The sequence below is a fragment of the Bacteroidota bacterium genome, assembly GCA_018266755.1.
Classification (GTDB): Bacteria; Bacteroidota; Ignavibacteria; order Palsa-1295; family Palsa-1295; genus JAFDZW01.
Genome location: JAFDZW010000005.1, coordinates 17,580 through 35,808 on the forward strand (window position 1 = coordinate 17,580; position 18,229 = coordinate 35,808).

The window sequence follows — 18,229 nt, forward strand, 5'->3', positions numbered from 1 at the left end:
CTATGGGAGAGATTCTATCTGCAACGAACCTTAACAAGTACTTCCGCGAGGGAGAGGAATTCCATGTGCTCAAGGATGTCTCTGTTCGCATCAATCAAGGTGAGTTTGCAACAATCATCGGTAAGTCGGGTAGTGGGAAATCCTCGTTGCTCTATTTGCTCTCTACGCTCGATACCTCGTATGAGGGCGAGATTGTTATCAACCGCACCAGGGTTACCGGTCTTACACAGAACGAACTTGCCCATTTTCGTAACGAGCACATCGGCTTTGTCTTTCAATTCCATTTTTTACTGCCGGAATTTACGGCGCTGGAAAATGTGATGCTCCCCGCAGAGAAGCTCGGGCGGTATTCGAAATCGGAGATCAAAGAGCGTGCGATGGAGAAACTTCGCGCTGTCGATATGGATTCATTTGCCGGAAAACTTTCGAGCAAACTCTCCGGAGGTCAGCAGCAACGCGTGGCGATCGCACGTGCGCTCATTAATGACCCGATGATCATTATGGCCGACGAACCTACCGGGAATCTGGATTCTGCCAATACGCAGATCGTGTTCAATATCTTCAGCGAGCTCTCACGCGAAAGTGGCAATACGATCATTGCAGTCACGCATGACCCGGATTTCGCGACACGCTCCGACCGTCGGATCGAACTTGTCGATGGTAGGATCGTCGATCAGGAATCGTAATGAACGAACGTGTATGACAAAACAAGAGCGCATCGAACTGCTGTGTACCGTCCGCGATTCGTGGGTATCACGTCATCGGCCGGAATCGGAGTCGACTGATTGGGGACAATCGCTCGCGATGTACGGTCTGTTGCGCACACTCGATATTACTGACGATGCGCCCACAAGAGAGTTTTTGAGGCGTTGGTTGTATTTCCATTTGAACGAACACGTTCACATCAATTATTTTTGCGGTTCATGGAGCTTTGGACTGCTCTATCCGACTGTGGCAACGCATTTCCCAGGGGTTCGACTTCAACTCGACCGAACGGCGCAAGAGATGTTCGATTTTATTGCTGCGAAAGCATTACGTAACGGCGAAGGGATCATCCTCCACAATGTCGATCTTCCGAATATTTATATTGACACGGTGTATTATTCGTCGGTCCTACAGGCGAAGCTTGGCACATATCTGAAGCGTGAATGGAAGCGCGATGCAATGGTACAAGTTCGAAAACACTTGAACGTGTTACGAGACGGAGAACGACCACTCTTCATACACGCGCAAGTAAATCTTTCCGGCGACCGTTCGCAGGGCGCGTGGGCGCGAGGGAATGGGTGGGTGATGATGACATGTGCGGAGCTGCTGACCGTACTCAAGCCTTCATCTGTCGAATATCGAGAAATCCTCAATGACATATTCGTGCCGATGTGCCGGATGCTCAAACGGTTGCAATCGTCGTCCGGCCTCTGGCGAACGATCCTCGATGATGCTTCGGCATATGAAGAAGCTTCGGCGACGGCGATGTATCTGTTTGCGCTAGCGCGTGTCAATCGGTTGAGGGTGTTACCGAAGGAGTTCAAAGGCATGCTCACTCGTGCCGAAGAGGGGCTTGTAGCATGTGTAGATAGAAACGGACGATTTGTACATGTATCTGAAGGGACGTGGCCGGGCACAGTTGAATACTATAAATCACTAGACCGGGGAGAATGGTGGTGGGGGACGGGTGCATATCTGTTGGCCCTCAGCGAACTCGTAGCGGACAAATTACCGTGACTTTCCGCATTCGCCGTGTGTTTGTGAGTCCGTTATATTCGCGAATAGCATGATTATTCTGACCGGAGGCGCAGGGTTTATCGGTAGTGTACTGCTTGCAGAACTCAATGCAGCAGGGTTTCACGACATCGTGGTTGTGGATAATCTAGCCTCGACTACCAAATGGAAGAACCTGTTGGGCAAAAAATTCTCCGAGTATTTTCACAAGGATGATTTTCTCGATATTTTCGAGGAAGACCTGGATCCTTCCGAGATCGAAGCAATCATCCATCTTGGTGCCTGTACTTCCACAACCGAGCAAAATGTTGATTACCTGATCCGAAACAATTACGACTACAGCAAAGCATTAGCTGAGTGGTGCTTCGAGCACGATGTGCGCTTCATTTATGCGTCGAGCGCGGCCACATACGGCGACGGCACTCGCGGTTTCAGTGATGATAATCTGATCACACCGTCTCTGCGACCGCTCAACCCATACGGCTATTCAAAGCATCTCTTCGATCTTTGGTTATTAGAGAATCGCTTCGACCAGTTATGCACCGGTTTTAAGTTCTTCAATGTGTTCGGTCCTAACGAATATCACAAGGGAGCCATGGCCAGCCTTGTATTTAAAGCGTACGAGCAAGTGCAGAAGACAGGGAGGTTAAAGCTGTTTCGATCGGCTGACCCTAAATGGAAGGATGGCGAGTTTGTTCGGGATTTTATCTATATCAAGGATTGCGTCGATGTTATCATGTGGTCGCTTGAAACAGGACGTGCCAAAGGGATTTACAATCTTGGGACCGGATTAGCTCGCTCTTGGAATGACCTTGCCGCCTCGTTGTTTTCAGCGCTTGGTCATGAACAGCAGATCGATTTTATCGACATGCCGGAAGAACTTCGTGGTGCCTATCAGTACTATACACAAGCAGATATGGGGAAGCTGCACGCTGCCGGCTATACCAAGGGGTTCACTACCCTCGAAGACTCGGTTCGGGACTATGTCGAGGGGTACCTCACGCGTCCTGACCAGCACCTCTAAATCGGAATTTTAGTAAGAATTTTCTGGTTTTCGGTGGTTCGCAAAGGGCCGGAGCTTTCATAGCGGTAGGTTCCGGTATTGTCAAACGCTATAAAAACACGAAATATGATTACGAAAGAGACAAAGGGCGGCTTAGTTGCAAAGTATGGTTCGAACGGTAAGGATTCGGGCCGCACGGAAGTGCAGATCGCCATTCTGACGGAGCGCATCAATGCGCTGACCCCACATTTCCAGGCAAATCCGAAGGATCACCACTCGAAGACTGGCCTGTTGAAGATGGTTGGCAAGCGCCGCTCTCTTCTTGATTATCTGGCGAAAAAGGATATTAACCGATACCGCCAGATTATCGCTCAGCTTGAGATTCGTAAGTAAGCTGTATTCTGGTTGTGGGCCGGCTCGAAGTGTTCGATCCGGCCCGTTTTTGTTCGTTGACACCACTATGTAATGAAGCGTCGCGAAGGCTCCGTATATGCGATGAGACCTTCTGACCTACTCGACTGCTCCGAAGACCTCTCGGAATTCCCGTTCGCTTTCCGACGCGCAGCTTGCATAGTGTTTTCATCGCATTGAAGATCAAACACACATTCTATTTTCACTTCGTGGGCGCCGATGCGTACCACGCTATCTATTGCTGTAATGAAATATACAATTGACATTCCGGGGGGAAAACAACTCGGATTCGACGTCGGCCTCTATGCGAAGCAGGCCGCAGGTTCGACGATGGTAAGCCTGGGCGAAACGATGGTTCTGACGACTGTCTGCGCCGACTCGAACGAAAAGGTCGGGATCGACTTCCTGCCCTTGCAGGTAGAATACCGCGAGCGTATGTCTGCTGCCGGTAAAATCCCGGGTGGCTACTTCAAGCGTGAAGGAAAGCCTTCCGAGAAAGAAGTGCTCTCGGCACGTATTGTCGATCGCCCGATCCGTCCGATGTTCCCGAAGGGATGGTACTACGAGACGCAGATCGTTGCATTTATTGTCTGCTCCGACCAGCAAAACGATGCTGATGTACTTGCAGTTTGTGGCGCATCGCTTTCACTCTTGCTCAGCGATATCCCGTTCGCAGAATCGATCGCCGCTGTGCGTGTCGCTAAAGTTGACGGCCAGATCGTGATTAACCCCACCTTCGACGAGCTCGAGAAAGCTACCTACGAGTTCATCGTTGCAGGTACGAAAGACTCCATCGTCATGGTTGAGGGCGAAGCCCACGAAATCAGCGAACAGGAGTATCTTGAAGCGTTGCGCGAAGGTGCCGCCGCAGTCAAGATCGTTTGTGAAGGTCTCGAGCGCATCGCCAACGAGTGTGGTCTGGCAAAGCCGAAGCGCGTGCTTACCGCTGCTCCCGATTTTTCGGAGCTCCGTGCGAAGGTCGAACTTCTCGCTGCAAATAACCTGAAAGCTCTTGCCCGCACCGTCCTTGCAAAGGAAGAACGTGCGACCAAGACCGCCGAGGCCAAGAACGCCGTGAAGGAAGCGCTTAAGGCAGAGCTTGGTGAAGAGAAGTACGCCGAGATCGAAGGCGTGCTCGCCGGAATGCTCAAGGACATCGAAAAGCGCGAGATGCGTGAGATGATCCTTGCGGATAATATCCGTCTTGACGGCCGCAATACGACGACCGTTCGCCCGATCTCGATCCAGGTTGGTATTCTTCCACGTGCCCACGGGTCGAGCCTTTTTACTCGTGGCGAGACTCAATCGCTTTCGACCGTAACGCTCGGTTCGAAGCGTGACGAACAGAACATCGAAGGCTTGCGCCCCGAGACAACTAAGCGATTCATGCTGCACTATAACTTCCCACCGTTCAGTGTCGGTGAAGTCGGCCGCATGACAGGTACCGGACGCCGCGAGATCGGACATGGTAACCTTGCAGAGCGCGCGATCAAGAACTTACTGCCACCCGCTGCAGAATTTCCGTACACGATGCGTATCGTCAGCGATATTCTCGAATCCAACGGATCGAGTTCAATGGCAACGGTGTGCGCGGGAAGTTTAGCATTGTTCGATGGCGGTGTGAAGCTCAAGAAGCCGGTCGCCGGTATCGCGATGGGCCTTATCAAGGAAGGCGATCGCTCGGCGATCCTGAGCGATATCCTCGGCAATGAGGATTTCCTCGGCGATATGGACTTCAAGGTCTGTGGTACCCGCGACGGTATTACCGCTTGTCAGATGGATATGAAGATCAAGGGCATTGACTTCGCATTGCTCGAGCGCGCGCTCATGCAGGCGAAGGAAGGCCGCATGCATATTCTCGGCAAGATGGACGAGGCGATCACGACACCGCGCGGTGATCTCTCGGCGTATGCACCGCGTATGACCTCGATCAAGATCCCGGTCGAAATGATCGGTCTTGTCATCGGACCTGGCGGAAAGATGATCCGAGAGATTCAGGCCGAGTCGGGTGTCGAGGATATCTCGATCGAAGACGATGGTACGATCACGATCAGTGCTGTGACCGGCGAGTCGGCCAAGAAGGCACAGGATATGATCGAAGGGCTCACCAAGTTACCGGAAGAGGGGACAGTGTATACTGCGAAAGTAACGCAGGTACGTGAAGGACTCGGCGTCATCATGGAGTTCTTGCCGAAGAAGGAAGGCCTGATGCATATTTCCGAGATCGACTACAATCGCGTCGAGAACATCGGCGACCTCATTCAGGTCGGCGACGTCTTTGATGTGAAGCTCATTGCCGTCAAGCCGGACGGAAAGTTCTCGCTCTCTCGCAGAGCACTGCTCGAGCCGCCGGAAGGCTACGTCGAACGTCCTCGTCGCGAAGGCGGCTTTGGCGGTGGTCGCGGAGGTGATCGTCGAGGCGGCGGAGACCGCGATCGGCGCAGTGGCGGCGGTGGCCGAGGAGGATTCGACCGCGGTCATCGATAAGATCTCAATAAGACTCAAAAAGAAAGGCGGCTCCGAAACGGGCCGCCTTTTTTTTTACTGTTCACAAGTGTACTTACTCGAATATGACCGATCTACCGATCTTCATCGAACGACTTTGAAGAACGAGTACATAGCTGCCGTTTGAAAGCGAAGCAGGCTTTTGCCAGCTAAAGGACAGGTCGCTCGAGGTGATAGATCCTGCAAACATCGTAGCGACCGCTTTGCCAAGTTTGTCATAGAGCGTCGCTGTCAGGCCCTGACCGATGTATTTCGACATACCATTGAGCGACACTGAAAGTTGGCCGACCGATGGATTAGGGCTGATCGTAAGATCGACGCCACTGGGCAGCGGGGTATTCACCACACCCAAACCGTCTACGTTCGCGGAAAGCTGAACAGAGAGGATTGATTCGATCGGGTCGTCAGTCGTAATATCGACATTTGCAGTTTTTACCCCATCGCTTGCGGCGGTAAACGAGAGTGCAAGACTCAACGTATCGCCTGGATTCACATAGTTCTTGCTTGGCTGCGTGACGGTAAACATCGGGGCGTTCGTTCCGCTGAGCACGACCTTCTTGATCGTCAGCGGTGCGTCGCCGTCGTTTCCAACGAGCGCCACTGTCGTATCGTGACGATTCCCATCGCTGATGATCCCGAAATCAACGCTTGTTGTCGCATAAAATGCATGCTGTTGGGTGCCGGTGCCGTTGAGATATACCGTGTCGCTGCCACCTTGAGCATTATGGTAGATGATCATCATCCCATAGTTCGGCCCAGTGCTGAGCGGGCGATAGGTAACAGTAAAGCTCTGAGTCGAGCCGGACGCAACGGTGAGAGGGAATTTTGGAGCATTCTTCAGAGTCCATTCGGAGTCATTCCCGTCGAGTGGAACGAACTGAACGCCGAGGATTTTCAACGGTACGGAGCCCGTACTTTTAACAATATCCTTTAGGAGCGTGTCGCGTTTTGTAGAAAGCTGTGTGTTCGGGAAATTGACCGAATCTGCCTTTACCTGTATCTGCGCGAGCGATTCAAGGCACGGGGCAGCATCGATACGAACTTTGAGGGTATCTTGGACACGCTGCCCGAATGTAAAGTCTTTCTGATTACAGTAGCTCATGATCGTGCCTTTGGTTTGCACCGGGGTCCAAGAGCAGCTCCCGCCGCCATCATTGGCAACACAGTGGTCGATACCGTTCGGTGGGTATGCAACGCAGTTGTGTGTGTGATACGAGCCAACGTTATGACCAAGTTCATGCGCCATGACCTCCTCATCGATAATTGGGAGTGAGGTATTCCCGGTCACATTTGTCACGCCAAAGCCATGGTCCGGGTCACACATCACATCAACCCAGGCAAGTCCTTGAGCACCACTACCAGAGCCAAGCTTATTATCCATCAGATGTGTCATTGTGCGGCTGATGGAGCTATTTGAACCAACAGTATTCCATGTATTCGTGAACGACGAAAGCAGGGAATTGAGGTCGCTGCCACTATATGGATCGGCTGAAGTCCATATCTTTACCGTGCCGATCTGCATGGCCATATCAACTTCCGTCTCATACACACTCGTGATGGCGCCCATTATCGAGACGAGATAATCCTGCACCTCTTGGGAGCCGCCGTATGATTGGTAGCACTCATAGTCGGCGTCGAATGCGACAATGGCAGTTTTCGTAGCTGTTTGGACCGATTGCGGACGGGCATTCTTACCGGCCCCTCGTTCGGCAAGATAGAGTTGCGAACGCTTCATGTCGTATGCGGCTTCGTTCGTGAGTTCGCAGCGCGTGCGGTCAGAGGCATTGTGGATAGAACTTGCCGCTGTAATAACGGAGTTGAATACCTGTCCTTTGGGGTATCCGATCGAATATTCCTCACCGCCGCTGCGGATTCGTCCGCTGACCTTCCCTGATCGAGTGATCGCCAAATATGCAAAGCTTCCTGGTTCGCCGACGACAGTGCCTCGATACAGCTTGATTTCGGGCAAGGGTAATTCGGTGATGGAATTACCGTTCTGCTCAAGAAAATGTGTTTCTGGCCCGAAAACCGAGAATTCAGCTACATCGATAGAGACAGCTTTTGCACTGCCGCTTGCAGGCAAAGCGATGTCCGTCGCAATGAAGTGCGGGCTATCATAGGCGCGGGCCAACGCACTCGGATCGACGGAAAATGCGGCACCTCGTTCGGCGACGAGCGTTGAAACTTGTCCGCTCTTCGACGGTGCGAACAGGCGCACCACCGGCTGTGCAACCGCAGAGCCACAGACAGATACCACGATCAGACACAACAACAATGAACGTTTCATCTTTGACGATACTCCTTGTGAATGGATGAGAATACCGAATTGTAACCCCATTTATCCACGGAGAATTTCAGAGACGAACGCCCTGCCGCCGATTCATACTATAAGCGCCGTTATGACCGTTCGGAGAGTTCGTAGAACGGACAAACGGGGCCGCACCCTATTAGTACCGTGCCCGCAGCTTATCGCAGAGTGCTGCGAGGCGAGCTTCGAGATCGAATGGGGCACCGGGTATGTCCGGGCCGCTTTCCACGCGTTTGTATCCGAGTACACCATAGGTGGTCGAGCCGTAACCGGTTTCGCGAAAGCCGGATGTTTCCGGAAGCCTACAGAGGGCGGACGACATTGGGGAGTTCGACGCCTGATGCGTCTGGAGTCGGTTCTTGGTTGAGGTATTCATCACGGTATACAGATTTAGTTATTATACTTAAATTGGATCGGACCCGGTTTATGGTCGTCGAGCGAGCGGTAAACACTGGTTACTTTCCCAAGGACGGCAAAGCCACTGTCTTCGGTAATGGGGATCGGTTTGAACTTCTCGTTGGCGGGTTCGAGCTCATATATTCCGCCCTTTTTACGGAAGGTCTTTACCGTAGCCGAATCATCAAGTAGGGCAACGATGATCTCGCCGTTTTCGGCCGTGTCCTGCTGTCGACAGATGACGTAGTCGCCATCCATGATGCCCTTATCCTTCATACTTTCACCCTGCACGCGCAAAGCAAACATCTTCTGAGAATCTTTGACGGGCTTATAGGCCAGCCAGCCTTCGATATGCTCGACAGCAAGGATCGGCGCGCCGGCAGTAACACGGCCGACAACCGGGATCGAGTTGCCGCCACGACCGGAGGCCGTGCGGGCCGGCAGGATTGCCCGGGATAAACCCGGACCGCCACGGACAAGAAAGCCCTTTTTAATCAACGCATCAAGGTGCTTGCGGATGCCGAACGTGGAAGAGACGTCCAGTGCTTCGGCAATCTCCAGGATCGATGGCGGATAGCCGGAAATATCGATGAATTCCTCAATAAAACCAAGGACTTGCGCCTGACGCGGCGGAAGGTCGTCGCGTTTTGGAAGGGGAGTCTGTTTTGTGGTGTCTATTCTCTCGCGTGTCATGATCTATACCCTTTCTGAAAAGATAGGTGCTCGTAAAAGCACGTACCAATATAAGCATACTTCTGGGCAAATGCAAGAGGGGGATAGGTGCCCGTAATATTAAATCTTTTGGTATGATCCGAAGCCTGTGCTGGGTTCAAACAGGTCTTGAAAATAAAGATTATGCAGGAATGGGCAAAATTATTTAAAGATGGAAAGTAGCGGAATGCTCTAACTTATTGAAAACATACAAATTCACCACTTTTCCCCATTTTGGAATTTCAAACATTATTTCGTATAATTGTATGTGTGAAGTTTGAACTGACGGTAGCCCCACCGTTAATTTTGCATCAATTAGCTATAGGAAGTACCACGTCACGATGGTGCACGTACGAAGCTTTCTCTCGATTATTGGGTTGGTTTGTGTGATGGTTGGGAGTTTGCATGCTCAGCATGCAAACAAGATTTGCTCTATTCCAAACCTGAGCGGAGCCCCGCTCAGTATCAATGCAGTTTGGGTTGACGATAGCGTGAATTTCAGCGTGGAGCCGCTGGCTGCGTATCCGCTCGAAGTCAGCGAGAGCGGGACGATCGATGTTCGAGTTACGATCAAATCGCATGACGGGATGCCGCATTCGACGGCCGTTCATTATCGCGATGTAATGGGTCGAAGTGCTGCCTATACGATCACGCTCATTGCGCCACAGGTACTCAGTACGAACGGTACCAGCCAACCGATACAGGGAATGCCGGCATATCCGAACCCGGCAAAAGACTACTGCACCGTGGACGTCGATATTCGCCTCTTCCCGAATGTGCAGGTGGATCTCTTCACGAGCAGTGGAGGAAGGGTACTCGGTCTCGTGAAGCCGACGGCAGACAAGCTTATTGTGGACACACGGAATTTGGCTGATGGAAAGTACAATGTAGTAGTATCCTCCAACGGAGCAGTAATAAAAAGCGAAGAGGTGGTTGTTAGGCACTAAATCTTCTTCGATCTCCGACTCTAAAGGACAGGCATAAAAAGAATGGGAGACTTGTGACGATGTCTCCCGTTTTTTTTTTGTCCCGGGTGTAAGAAAATCCTTAGAAGCAGAAACCGTAACTGATGTTCAGCGAGAATGCGCTGAAGTCATTGAGGAAGGTCCCGGCTGTGCTTTCAATACCAGGGGACTTATAGGGGATAATATAGTACTTCAAACTTGCGCCGAACATAGATTTTGGGTCCGAACCGAAGTATGAACCGACTCCGATCATAGCGCCGCCAGTCGTTCGAGTGATGGGGCTACCCAGCGCCGCAAAGAAATCGCGCTGGCCATCGGTGGTTACAATAAAGACCGGGCCGGCACCAGCAGTAATGTACGGCCTAAATCCTGCTCCGAGCACATCGCCAAGTATCCGATATTGCAGCGATGCGAGCAATGGAAATACGAAAATACGGTTGAGTTTGACCTCGGTATAGAATCCGAACTCCTTGGGCCCTTTGGCTGAGCCAAGATCGAGTGTTGTGGCAACGCTGAAGTCGCTTGAGAGGGCACGACGATAGTACAGCCCCACGCCCCAACCGAAATCATTGAAGAAGCCACTGAATCCCCACGAGTTAGCAAGGCTAGACGATGCAGTTGCTGATTCATCGATGAGGGGATGGCTCGGAGTGAATATGATCGTCGAATCCTTGGCACGAGGCGTCTGATGAGCGCCTTCGGAGCCCGGTTGAGCCTTGACACTTGCGCTAACAAGCAGCGCAAATAATACCAATTTGATCACAAAACCCCTCATATGTGAATTAACGGACTCCTAAACCTGAAAGTTACACCAGCCGTCAGAAAACCCGCACTGCCATGAAATGCAGATATTCCGTCTCGGGCATCACGGCATGCACGGGGTGGTCTGCGCCGGCGCCATGTTCCTCGAGGATGCAGGCAGTTCGGCGAAGCGTGCCGGCGGCGTCACGAACTACATCATGCAGGTCGGTGCGCCCGAAGTGATGCGAGCAACTTGCTGTAAGTAAGACACCGCCCGGAGCCAGGAGTTTCATTGACCCACGATGGAGCCCGAGATATGCCTGTAGGGCATTCTTCAGATGTTTCTTCGATTTGGCAAGTGAGGGAGGGTCGACGACGACGACATCGTATTGTCCTTCGGCTGTTTTGAGATACTCGAAACAATCTGCATTAACCAGGTTCCACTCTGCCGAATTTGGGTTGAGCACTCGGTTGGCCTCGACGCGTGCTAACGCAAGCTTGGATGCATCTACCGCAGTGACGGTCTGCGCTCCGGCGAGTGCAGCATTCAGTGAAAAACCTCCCTCATTACAGAAGAGGTCGAGAACGTTGGAGGATTTGGTAACATATCTGCGGATAAGCGTCCGGTTATCCATTTGATCGAGGTATCCGCCTGTCTTTTGGCCGCTGAGCAGGTCAATCTCCATCGTTGTACCGGCACGGTCATAGATCGTAGCGACGGTTTTCGAGCCCTTAACGATTGCCTCGACCTCCGGCAGTCCTTCGAGAGTCCGCAGATGCGAGCTGTTTTTCTCAATGATAGATGCTGGTGAAAAGAGATCGTCGATAATCGAAATAATCTCAGATTTCATAGCCTCCATGCCTGCAGAGACGATCTGGAAAGTACAGATGTCATCGTAGCGTTCAATCACAAGTCCGGGCAGTAGGTCGCTTTCGCTATGGACCAAGCGCACTGCATTCCGCTCTGGCTCGATAAAGGCTCTTCTGGCAGCCGACTCGGCGATTCGTTGCCGCAGGAAATCGGCGTCGATCGTGGCCGCAATATCGCGGCTAATGACACGGGCGCTGATGAGGGAGTTGGGATGGTAGAAGGCAAGCGCAAACGGTTTCTTGTCGAATTCGCGCACGAGGCGAACAACCGTCCCAGGGGGGATGGATTTGTCGACCGTTGCCAATTCATTGCTGAAAGCCCACAGGTGCCCTTTGACGAGTCGGCGCTCGTGATGTGTGCGAATTATGATATCCTGATACACTTGATCGTTGTTTGTCGCGGGAGACAACAGCGCCAACAGCGATTCCATTACATTCGGAACGGCGTTCGTTCCACGCTCGTTTAGCTCGTAACCACCACCGATTATGAAGAATACATTTCGCATCATTCCGCTGCTGTTCGTCGCTCTTGTCGCCGGTTGTTCGCAAGTAACCAATGCGATCGACAGCTTTTTGACATTTAACGACGAACGAACCTTTGATCTGCCATTTCCGAAGCTGACACCAGTTGGAATTGCTCTGCCGGCTTCGTTTCCGCTTTCACCCGATAGTGCTACACTTGCGAAGAATAAGACGGGGCTTTCACTCCTGAAGACGGCCAAACTCACGAAGCTCACGTTCACATTCAGCGATCCAACGTACACGATGCAGTCGGTAGACACGATGTATCTACAGGTGACGAACCCGACGCTGGGCGTTGTGGATCTGGCCAGTTACAGCCATTCGGTCGATTCGATGCGTATGACGAATAATGATTTTGGAAAGTTCGTAAAGGACACGGGTTCGCATTTTATCGTCACGTTCAAGTTACTTGCCGCACCGAACAGCGACATTGTTGCGCACTCCGATGCCGTGATCACGTATACCGCTTCGCCACTATAATGCCAGAAACCACTTCGCTGACGTATGCTGCTGCCGGTGTCAATATCGATGCCGGAGAAGAGGTCGTCCGTCGTATTAAACCCCTCGTACGCAAGACATTCGACGCGAATGTCCTGACCGATATCGGCGGGTTTGGCGGGCTCTATGATGCCCGTTTCCCCTCGATGCGGCACCCGGTGCTCGTCTCGAGTACCGACGGTGTAGGCACAAAGATTAAGGTGGCAATTGAGGCGGGGCGTTACGACACGGTTGGTCAGGATCTGGTGAATCACTGTACCAACGATATTCTCGTCTGCGGTGCGCGTCCTCTCTTTTTTCTCGATTATTTTGCGACCGGGAAACTGGACGTTGAAAAGGGGACGGCCATCATCAGCGGCTTTGCGAACGCATGTCAGGAGAATGGGTGTGCACTGATCGGCGGTGAAACGGCAGAAATGCCGGGGATGTATGCGAACGACGATTTCGATCTCGCGGGGACGATTGTTGGCATTGTCGAACGTGACGAACTGCTCTCACGCGAAGAGGTACAAGCATCGGATGTGCTAATCGGCCTCCCGAGTACCGGTCTGCATACTAACGGGTATAGCCTCGCGAGGAAGGTGCTCGTCGACACGCTTGGTGTCAATGCGAAGCCTGCCGAACTCGGAGGCGAGTCGGTTGCCGATGTTTTGTTAAAAGTTCATCGGTCGTATTTACATCCGGTCATGAAGCTCCTTGGTGAATTCAAGCCAAAAACTGATGTTCATGCCCTAAGCCACATTACAGGTGGTGGAATTGTAGGTAATACTTCCCGTGTGCTTTCGAGCGAACTCACGCTCGATATCGATTGGTCGTCTTGGCAACGCCCAGCTATCTATGGCCTTATTCAACAACTCGGTAATGTACCGGAAGATGATATGCGCCGGACGTTCAATCTTGGTATCGGACTCATTATCATCGCAGCGAAAGAGAAAGCCGACGGGATCGTCTCATTCCTTCGCTCGATCGGCGAGCAACCTGTCGTCATGGGCTCGGTGCGTCGGCAGTAGGGCTGCATTGTGAACGATCGGATACTTGCTGGCCTCCAGAGCATTTTCGGTCTCGACTCGTTTCGGGATCATCAGCGCGAAGCGATCGAATCACTTCTTGACGGTCGCGATACGTTGCTTGTTATGCCGACAGGCGGTGGGAAATCTCTTTGCTATCAGCTTCCTGCCGTCTTGTTGCATGGAACGGCGATCGTCATTTCGCCGCTCATCAGCTTGATGAAGGATCAAGTGGACAAACTCCGCAGTCTCTCGATTCCTGCTGCAGCACTCAATAGCTCCGTTTCATACGAACAAGCTCGTGATATTGCGTCTGGACTTGAGCAAGGCAAGCTGAAATTGCTGTATGTCGCTCCGGAACGCCTCGAAAGTCGTGCATTTATTGAATTGCTTGGTCGCGCTCATATCTCATTTTTCGCCGTCGATGAAGCACACTGCATCAGTGAGTGGGGGCATGATTTCCGACGGAGTTATCGTCGTATTCCGAGCGTTTTCGGGCATATTGGTGGGGCCGATCGTCCGCCCATTGTCGCATTGACGGCTACTGCAACTCCCGATGTCCGATCCGATATTACAGCACAACTGCAACTGCGGGATCCGTTCGAGATCGTGACGGGGTTTGAGCGGCCGAACATTCGCTATGCTGTCCTGCGTGAAAGTCAGAAGGACATCCGGCTCATTGACATCGCTCATACTGTGGCGCATGGAATGATCGTATATGTCTCGTCACGTGCAAAGTCGGAGTCTGTGTCGTTGATGCTCTCGCAATTAGGATTCGCTGCTCGAGCATATCATGCCGGAATGGCATCCGAACAGCGTGATGCAACTCAGACGAGCTTTGTCAGTGGCGACTGCGATATCATCGTTGCGACCAGCGCATTCGGAATGGGGATCGATAAAGCCAACGTGCGAGCCGTCGTACACTATGACCTCCCATCTACTCTTGAAGCGTATTATCAGGAATCGGGCCGAGCAGGCCGTGACGGCGAGGAAGCAATGGCGATCCTGCTGTATAACCCTGGAGACGAACGCATTCACGAGTTCATGATTGCTCGCAGCTATCCTGAGCCGGAATCGGTGCGGCGTGTCTATGATGTGATCGCACGTGTTGCTCACTCAGGTGACGGTAGTATCCGGCTGACCGCATCACAGATCGAGGCATCAGCGGATCGTCAGATCATGTCCGTGCCGCGAATTCTCGACATCCTCTCAGATGCTGGGGTGTTGGAGTGGAGTGAGGCGTCTGAAGACGGGAATTCTATCGAAGTCAACGTAAGTGCGAGTCGTGTCCGTACGGAGGAATATATCAGACGTAGCCGCGATTCTGTCCAGGCTCGATTGTTCAAAATCCTCGCCTCCGGCAAGAGCACTGAGCCTGAATCGGTGACCGAGGAGAAATTGTCGGAATTAGCTAACGCAACCGTGCAGGAAATCAAGATTGCGCTGCGTCTCCTATCTCAAAATGGTCTTATCCATGTTCGACGAGTTTCGCACGAGCGCAATCACGCATCGGTGTTTACAATCCGATTTTTCAGCGACGCCCCATCGTGGGGAGAAGTTTTCAGGAGTGTCGAAGCAATGAACACCAAGCGCGAGCATACGTTGAGTAAGTTAGAGATAATGCGCAACTATGCAACAACGTGGGAGTGTCGAAGTGCGTATGTGTTGCGATATTTCGGCGAGCGAACCGGTTCGTACCGCTGTGGCACCTGCGATGTATGCACGGCTAGTGGCCGCGGAGCGAGTCGCTGATTGCCCGAAAGACCTTCTCCGCTCGGTCGGGTTTTGACGAGAACGCCTCCGATTCGGTTCGAAACGTGGTTGAGTCCGTTTTGAACAATCGGTAGACGGAATCAAGCTTGAGCCGCACCATTGCAGAATCAGTCCCGACTGCGCGAGCATTCAACAGGGCAACCGAGAGCTTCACGTAGCGTTGTTCTGCGGCCGTAAGGGCATCATCCTTCTGACAGCCGCCAAGAAGCATGGCTGCGAGTGCGGCAACGAAGAGTTTAGATCGCATCGAGTCCGCGTTGAGTATCGGCGAGTAGGTCTTCATAATCCTCGATCCCAACACTAAGGCGAACGAGCCCGTCGGTAATACCAAGTTCGGCACGCCGTTCCGGCGGAACCGAGCCGTGGGTCATCGTTACAGGATGGCAGACTAGCGATTCGACCCCGCCTAGGCTTTCGCCGAGCGTGAATATCTTCAGTGCCGAGGCAAAACGTTTTGCAGCTTCGATGTTGCCGGTTTCGACGGAGATCATTCCACCGAATCCACGCATTTGTTTCTTGGCAAGATCGTGCTGCGCATGGGATTTCAAGCCGGGATAAAACACCCTCTTAATCTTTGGCTCGATCGAAAGTACTTCTGCAATTCTCATTGCATTCGCACAATGCGCGTCCATACGAATAGCAAGTGTCTTGACACTTCGCAGGAGTAACCAACAATCCCACGGTCCAGGTACACCACCAGCCGAGTTTTGGTAGAACTTGATCTGCTCGGCGAGCGAGGCATCGCTCGTGACAACAGCACCACCGATCACATCGGAATGCCCACCGAGATATTTCGTTGCCGAGTGCACGACCACACTAATTCCGAAATCGAGTGGATTCTGTAGATACGGCGACATAAACGTATTGTCGACCACCGTAATGCAACCGTGCGCCTTTCCGATCGCCCCAAGACCTTCGAGATCGGTAAGGTTCATCATTGGGTTCGTCGGCGTTTCGCTGTAGATCAGTTTGGTATTGGGTTTGATCGCCGCCTTGACGTTTTTCAGATCGCGCATGTCAACATAGGTAAACTCGACATTATAGTTCGAGAGCACCTTTGAAAAATAGCGATACGAACCGCCGTACATATCACTGCCGGCAATGACATGGTCACCGGCTTTTACGAGGGAGAGCGTTGCGGCAATTGCAGCCATGCCGCTTGCGAAGCAGTAACCGTGCGTTCCGTTTTCAAGAGCGGCAAGACTCGTTTCGAGCGCCAGTCGGGTAGGGTTGATCGTTCGTGCGTAATCGAACTGTGGGTGTTCGCCGAGCTCACTCTGCGCGTACGTTGATGTTTGGAATACCGGAACGGCAACGGCGCCCGTTACTTGTTCCGGTTCCTGGCCGGCATGTATGGCTTTGGTGCGGAATCCTTGCTTGGTCTGTGACATGCGCGTTCTATTAGATAAATTCGAGAACGTCGTGACGAGTTATAATGCCAATGACACGGCCGAATTCGGCAACGAGCACGGCGGGTGCATCCTTGAGTGCAGCAATAGCCTGTTTGGCGTCCGCGCCGTCATCGAGCACGGGGAAAGAGGCTTCCATGAGCTCGATGATCGGACGATCGAGAATATCGCGTGAGTCGAGGGCACGGGCCATTAGTCGCGATTCGCGAACGGCACCGACACTCTGGCCTTCGGAATCGATCACCGGAAGCTGCGAAACGTTATGCGTATCCATTTTCATGATCGCATCGCGAACAGTGTCGTGCGGTGCGACCGAAACAATTGGGACGACCGTCGCATGCTTGAGTCGTGCAACCATCCCTGCCGTCATTTTTTCCGTTTCGAGCAGGCGCTTTTCTTTGAGCCACTCGTCGGAGTGATGCTTGGTGAGATAACGCTCGCCGGTATCGCAGATGATGACGACGATGACGCTGCCGTCCGGAGCCTTCTCGGCGATACGCAGCGCAGCATAGACGTTCATTCCACTCGAACCGCCGCAAAAGAGTGCTTCTTCACGTGCGAGGCGACGCGCAGTCATGAATGCATCCTTATCGGATACGTTAATGACTTCATCGACGTATTTCAAATTAAGATTTTTTGGGATGCGCTCCTGACCAACGCCTTCGATCAAATAGGGAAGTGCTTCGACAAGGCGGTTCGTCTCGAAATATGTCTTGATCGAGGAACCGACCGGATCGGCTCCGATGACTTTGATATTCGGATTCTTTTCTTTGAGGAAGCGCGCTGTGCCCGAGATCGTCCCGCCCGTACCCATTCCGGCGATGAAATGCGTGATCTTCCCGTCAGTATCGGCCCATATTTCCGGGCCGGTGGAGTAGTAGTGGCTCTCTGGATTTGCCGGATTATCGTACTGATTCAGCATGATCGCATTCGGCAGTTCGTTGGCCAGACGCTGCGCTGTATTGTAGTAATATTCCGGTGAACTTGGTTTTGCGGCGCTCGAGACAACGACAATTTCTGCGCCGAGTGCTTTGAGGTAGCGTACGCGTTCGATCGACGCTTTGTCGGTCATCACGAAAATGCACTTGTACCCTTTACGGATGGCTGAGAGCGCTAATCCGATACCAGTATTACCGCTGGTGGGTTCGATAATCGTCCCGCCGGGCTTGATTTTTCCGGCCTTTTCCGCTTCTTCGAGCATGCGAATGCCGATTCGGTCTTTGACCGAGCCGCCCGGGTTAAACTGTTCGAGCTTGGCCAGGACGGTGACACGCGCGTTCGGCGGTGTAAGTCGGGTGAGCTGCAGCATCGGCGTGTTACCGACGAGCTCCAGAATAGAAGAGACGTATTTCATTCTCGCTGGTATAGTGTTCGTACAAGCGGTCGCCGCC

Annotated in this window: 17 protein-coding genes; 9 read left to right on the forward strand and 8 right to left on the reverse strand. The window is 52.5% G+C overall.

Annotated features, from left to right (window positions below; translation table 11 throughout):
• Positions 1-2 precede the first annotated feature (2 nt).
• The 5 genes from JSS75_04675 (at position 3) to pnp (ending at position 5,620) form a co-directional block, all read left to right on the forward strand.
• Entirely contained in the window at positions 3-686 is a 684-nt protein-coding gene (locus JSS75_04675) for an ABC transporter ATP-binding protein (protein MBS1902977.1), read from the forward strand.
• A gap of 13 nt (positions 687-699) precedes the next feature.
• Positions 700-1,722, forward strand: a complete 1,023-nt coding sequence (locus tag JSS75_04680) for a glycoside hydrolase family 88 protein (GenBank protein ID MBS1902978.1) — start codon at positions 700-702, stop codon at positions 1,720-1,722.
• A gap of 49 nt (positions 1,723-1,771) precedes the next feature.
• Positions 1,772-2,743, forward strand: coding sequence for an ADP-glyceromanno-heptose 6-epimerase (gene rfaD / locus JSS75_04685; GenBank protein MBS1902979.1), 972 nt, complete (start codon positions 1,772-1,774; stop codon positions 2,741-2,743).
• A gap of 105 nt (positions 2,744-2,848) precedes the next feature.
• A complete protein-coding gene (gene rpsO / locus JSS75_04690) occupies positions 2,849-3,115 on the forward strand; it encodes a 30S ribosomal protein S15 (GenBank protein MBS1902980.1) in 267 nt (88 codons plus the stop codon).
• Between the two features lie 264 nt (positions 3,116-3,379).
• A complete protein-coding gene (pnp, locus tag JSS75_04695) occupies positions 3,380-5,620 on the forward strand; it encodes a polyribonucleotide nucleotidyltransferase (GenBank protein MBS1902981.1) in 2,241 nt (746 codons plus the stop codon).
• A gap of 73 nt (positions 5,621-5,693) precedes the next feature.
• Here pnp and JSS75_04700 read toward each other — a convergent pair whose 3' ends face one another.
• From JSS75_04700 to lexA, 3 genes are all read right to left on the reverse strand, one after another.
• Complete coding sequence (locus JSS75_04700) at positions 5,694-7,925, reverse strand: choice-of-anchor D domain-containing protein (protein MBS1902982.1); 2,232 nt, start codon at positions 7,923-7,925, stop codon at positions 5,694-5,696.
• A 160-nt stretch (positions 7,926-8,085) separates the two neighbouring features.
• Complete coding sequence (locus tag JSS75_04705) at positions 8,086-8,322, reverse strand: hypothetical protein (GenBank protein MBS1902983.1); 237 nt, start codon at positions 8,320-8,322, stop codon at positions 8,086-8,088.
• A 14-nt stretch (positions 8,323-8,336) separates the two neighbouring features.
• A complete protein-coding gene (lexA, locus tag JSS75_04710; protein ID MBS1902984.1) occupies positions 8,337-9,035 on the reverse strand; it encodes a transcriptional repressor LexA in 699 nt (232 codons plus the stop codon).
• A gap of 359 nt (positions 9,036-9,394) precedes the next feature.
• Here lexA and JSS75_04715 point away from each other — a divergent pair, with 359 nt between their 5' ends.
• The gene (locus JSS75_04715) at positions 9,395-10,000 is read left to right on the forward strand and encodes a T9SS type A sorting domain-containing protein (protein ID MBS1902985.1); all 606 of its coding nucleotides are present in this window, start codon (positions 9,395-9,397) and stop codon (positions 9,998-10,000) included.
• Between the two features lie 100 nt (positions 10,001-10,100).
• Here the strand turns inward: JSS75_04715 and JSS75_04720 are convergent, their stop codons facing one another.
• Positions 10,101-10,781: a hypothetical protein gene (locus JSS75_04720; GenBank protein MBS1902986.1), complete on the reverse strand. Its 681-nt coding sequence runs from the start codon at positions 10,779-10,781 to the stop codon at positions 10,101-10,103.
• A gap of 55 nt (positions 10,782-10,836) precedes the next feature.
• The gene (locus tag JSS75_04725; protein MBS1902987.1) at positions 10,837-12,060 is read right to left on the reverse strand and encodes a class I SAM-dependent rRNA methyltransferase; all 1,224 of its coding nucleotides are present in this window, start codon (positions 12,058-12,060) and stop codon (positions 10,837-10,839) included.
• A 55-nt stretch (positions 12,061-12,115) separates the two neighbouring features.
• On the opposite strand from JSS75_04725, the gene JSS75_04730 reads away from it, so the two are divergent.
• Genes JSS75_04730 through JSS75_04740 form a run of 3 tightly spaced genes read left to right on the forward strand, consistent with a single transcriptional unit; the run spans position 12,116 to position 15,408 of the window.
• On the forward strand, positions 12,116-12,631 hold the full coding sequence (locus JSS75_04730; protein MBS1902988.1) for a hypothetical protein: 516 nt from the start codon (positions 12,116-12,118) through the stop codon (positions 12,629-12,631).
• Positions 12,632-12,648: 17 nt separating this feature from the next.
• Complete coding sequence (locus JSS75_04735; protein MBS1902989.1) at positions 12,649-13,659, forward strand: phosphoribosylformylglycinamidine cyclo-ligase; 1,011 nt, start codon at positions 12,649-12,651, stop codon at positions 13,657-13,659.
• A gap of 9 nt (positions 13,660-13,668) precedes the next feature.
• Positions 13,669-15,408: a RecQ family ATP-dependent DNA helicase gene (locus tag JSS75_04740; protein ID MBS1902990.1), complete on the forward strand. Its 1,740-nt coding sequence runs from the start codon at positions 13,669-13,671 to the stop codon at positions 15,406-15,408.
• Here JSS75_04740 and JSS75_04745 read toward each other — a convergent pair.
• The 3 genes from JSS75_04745 to JSS75_04755 are packed head-to-tail and all read right to left on the reverse strand — an operon-like array spanning position 15,383 to position 18,192.
• Positions 15,383-15,676: a hypothetical protein gene (locus JSS75_04745; protein MBS1902991.1), complete on the reverse strand. Its 294-nt coding sequence runs from the start codon at positions 15,674-15,676 to the stop codon at positions 15,383-15,385. The two genes, JSS75_04740 and JSS75_04745, sit on opposite strands and share 26 nt — an antisense overlap.
• Positions 15,666-16,820: a PLP-dependent transferase gene (locus tag JSS75_04750; protein ID MBS1902992.1), complete on the reverse strand. Its 1,155-nt coding sequence runs from the start codon at positions 16,818-16,820 to the stop codon at positions 15,666-15,668. The genes JSS75_04745 and JSS75_04750 overlap by 11 nt, the downstream gene beginning before the upstream one ends.
• A 10-nt stretch (positions 16,821-16,830) precedes the next feature.
• Entirely contained in the window at positions 16,831-18,192 is a 1,362-nt protein-coding gene (locus JSS75_04755) for a cysteine synthase (GenBank protein ID MBS1902993.1), read from the reverse strand.
• Positions 18,193-18,229 lie beyond the last annotated feature (37 nt).

What these genes read in the sequence shown, in the direction of transcription:
- JSS75_04675 (MBS1902977.1), top strand. Translation starts at nt 3, where the DNA reads ATGGGAGAGATTCTATCTGCAACGAACCTTAACAAGTACTTCCGCGAG.
- JSS75_04680 (MBS1902978.1), top strand. Translation starts at nt 700, where the DNA reads ATGACAAAACAAGAGCGCATCGAACTGCTGTGTACCGTCCGCGATTCG.
- rfaD (MBS1902979.1), top strand. Translation starts at nt 1,772, where the DNA reads ATGATTATTCTGACCGGAGGCGCAGGGTTTATCGGTAGTGTACTGCTT.
- rpsO (MBS1902980.1), top strand. Translation starts at nt 2,849, where the DNA reads ATGATTACGAAAGAGACAAAGGGCGGCTTAGTTGCAAAGTATGGTTCG.
- pnp (MBS1902981.1), top strand. Translation starts at nt 3,380, where the DNA reads ATGAAATATACAATTGACATTCCGGGGGGAAAACAACTCGGATTCGAC.
- JSS75_04700 (MBS1902982.1), bottom strand. Translation starts at nt 7,925, where the DNA reads ATGAAACGTTCATTGTTGTTGTGTCTGATCGTGGTATCTGTCTGTGGC.
- JSS75_04705 (MBS1902983.1), bottom strand. Translation starts at nt 8,322, where the DNA reads ATGAATACCTCAACCAAGAACCGACTCCAGACGCATCAGGCGTCGAAC.
- lexA (MBS1902984.1), bottom strand. Translation starts at nt 9,035, where the DNA reads ATGACACGCGAGAGAATAGACACCACAAAACAGACTCCCCTTCCAAAA.
- JSS75_04715 (MBS1902985.1), top strand. Translation starts at nt 9,395, where the DNA reads ATGGTGCACGTACGAAGCTTTCTCTCGATTATTGGGTTGGTTTGTGTG.
- JSS75_04725 (MBS1902987.1), bottom strand. Translation starts at nt 12,060, where the DNA reads ATGGAATCGCTGTTGGCGCTGTTGTCTCCCGCGACAAACAACGATCAA.
- JSS75_04730 (MBS1902988.1), top strand. Translation starts at nt 12,116, where the DNA reads ATGAAGAATACATTTCGCATCATTCCGCTGCTGTTCGTCGCTCTTGTC.
- JSS75_04745 (MBS1902991.1), bottom strand. Translation starts at nt 15,676, where the DNA reads ATGCGATCTAAACTCTTCGTTGCCGCACTCGCAGCCATGCTTCTTGGC.
- JSS75_04750 (MBS1902992.1), bottom strand. Translation starts at nt 16,820, where the DNA reads ATGTCACAGACCAAGCAAGGATTCCGCACCAAAGCCATACATGCCGGC.
- JSS75_04755 (MBS1902993.1), bottom strand. Translation starts at nt 18,192, where the DNA reads ATGAAATACGTCTCTTCTATTCTGGAGCTCGTCGGTAACACGCCGATG.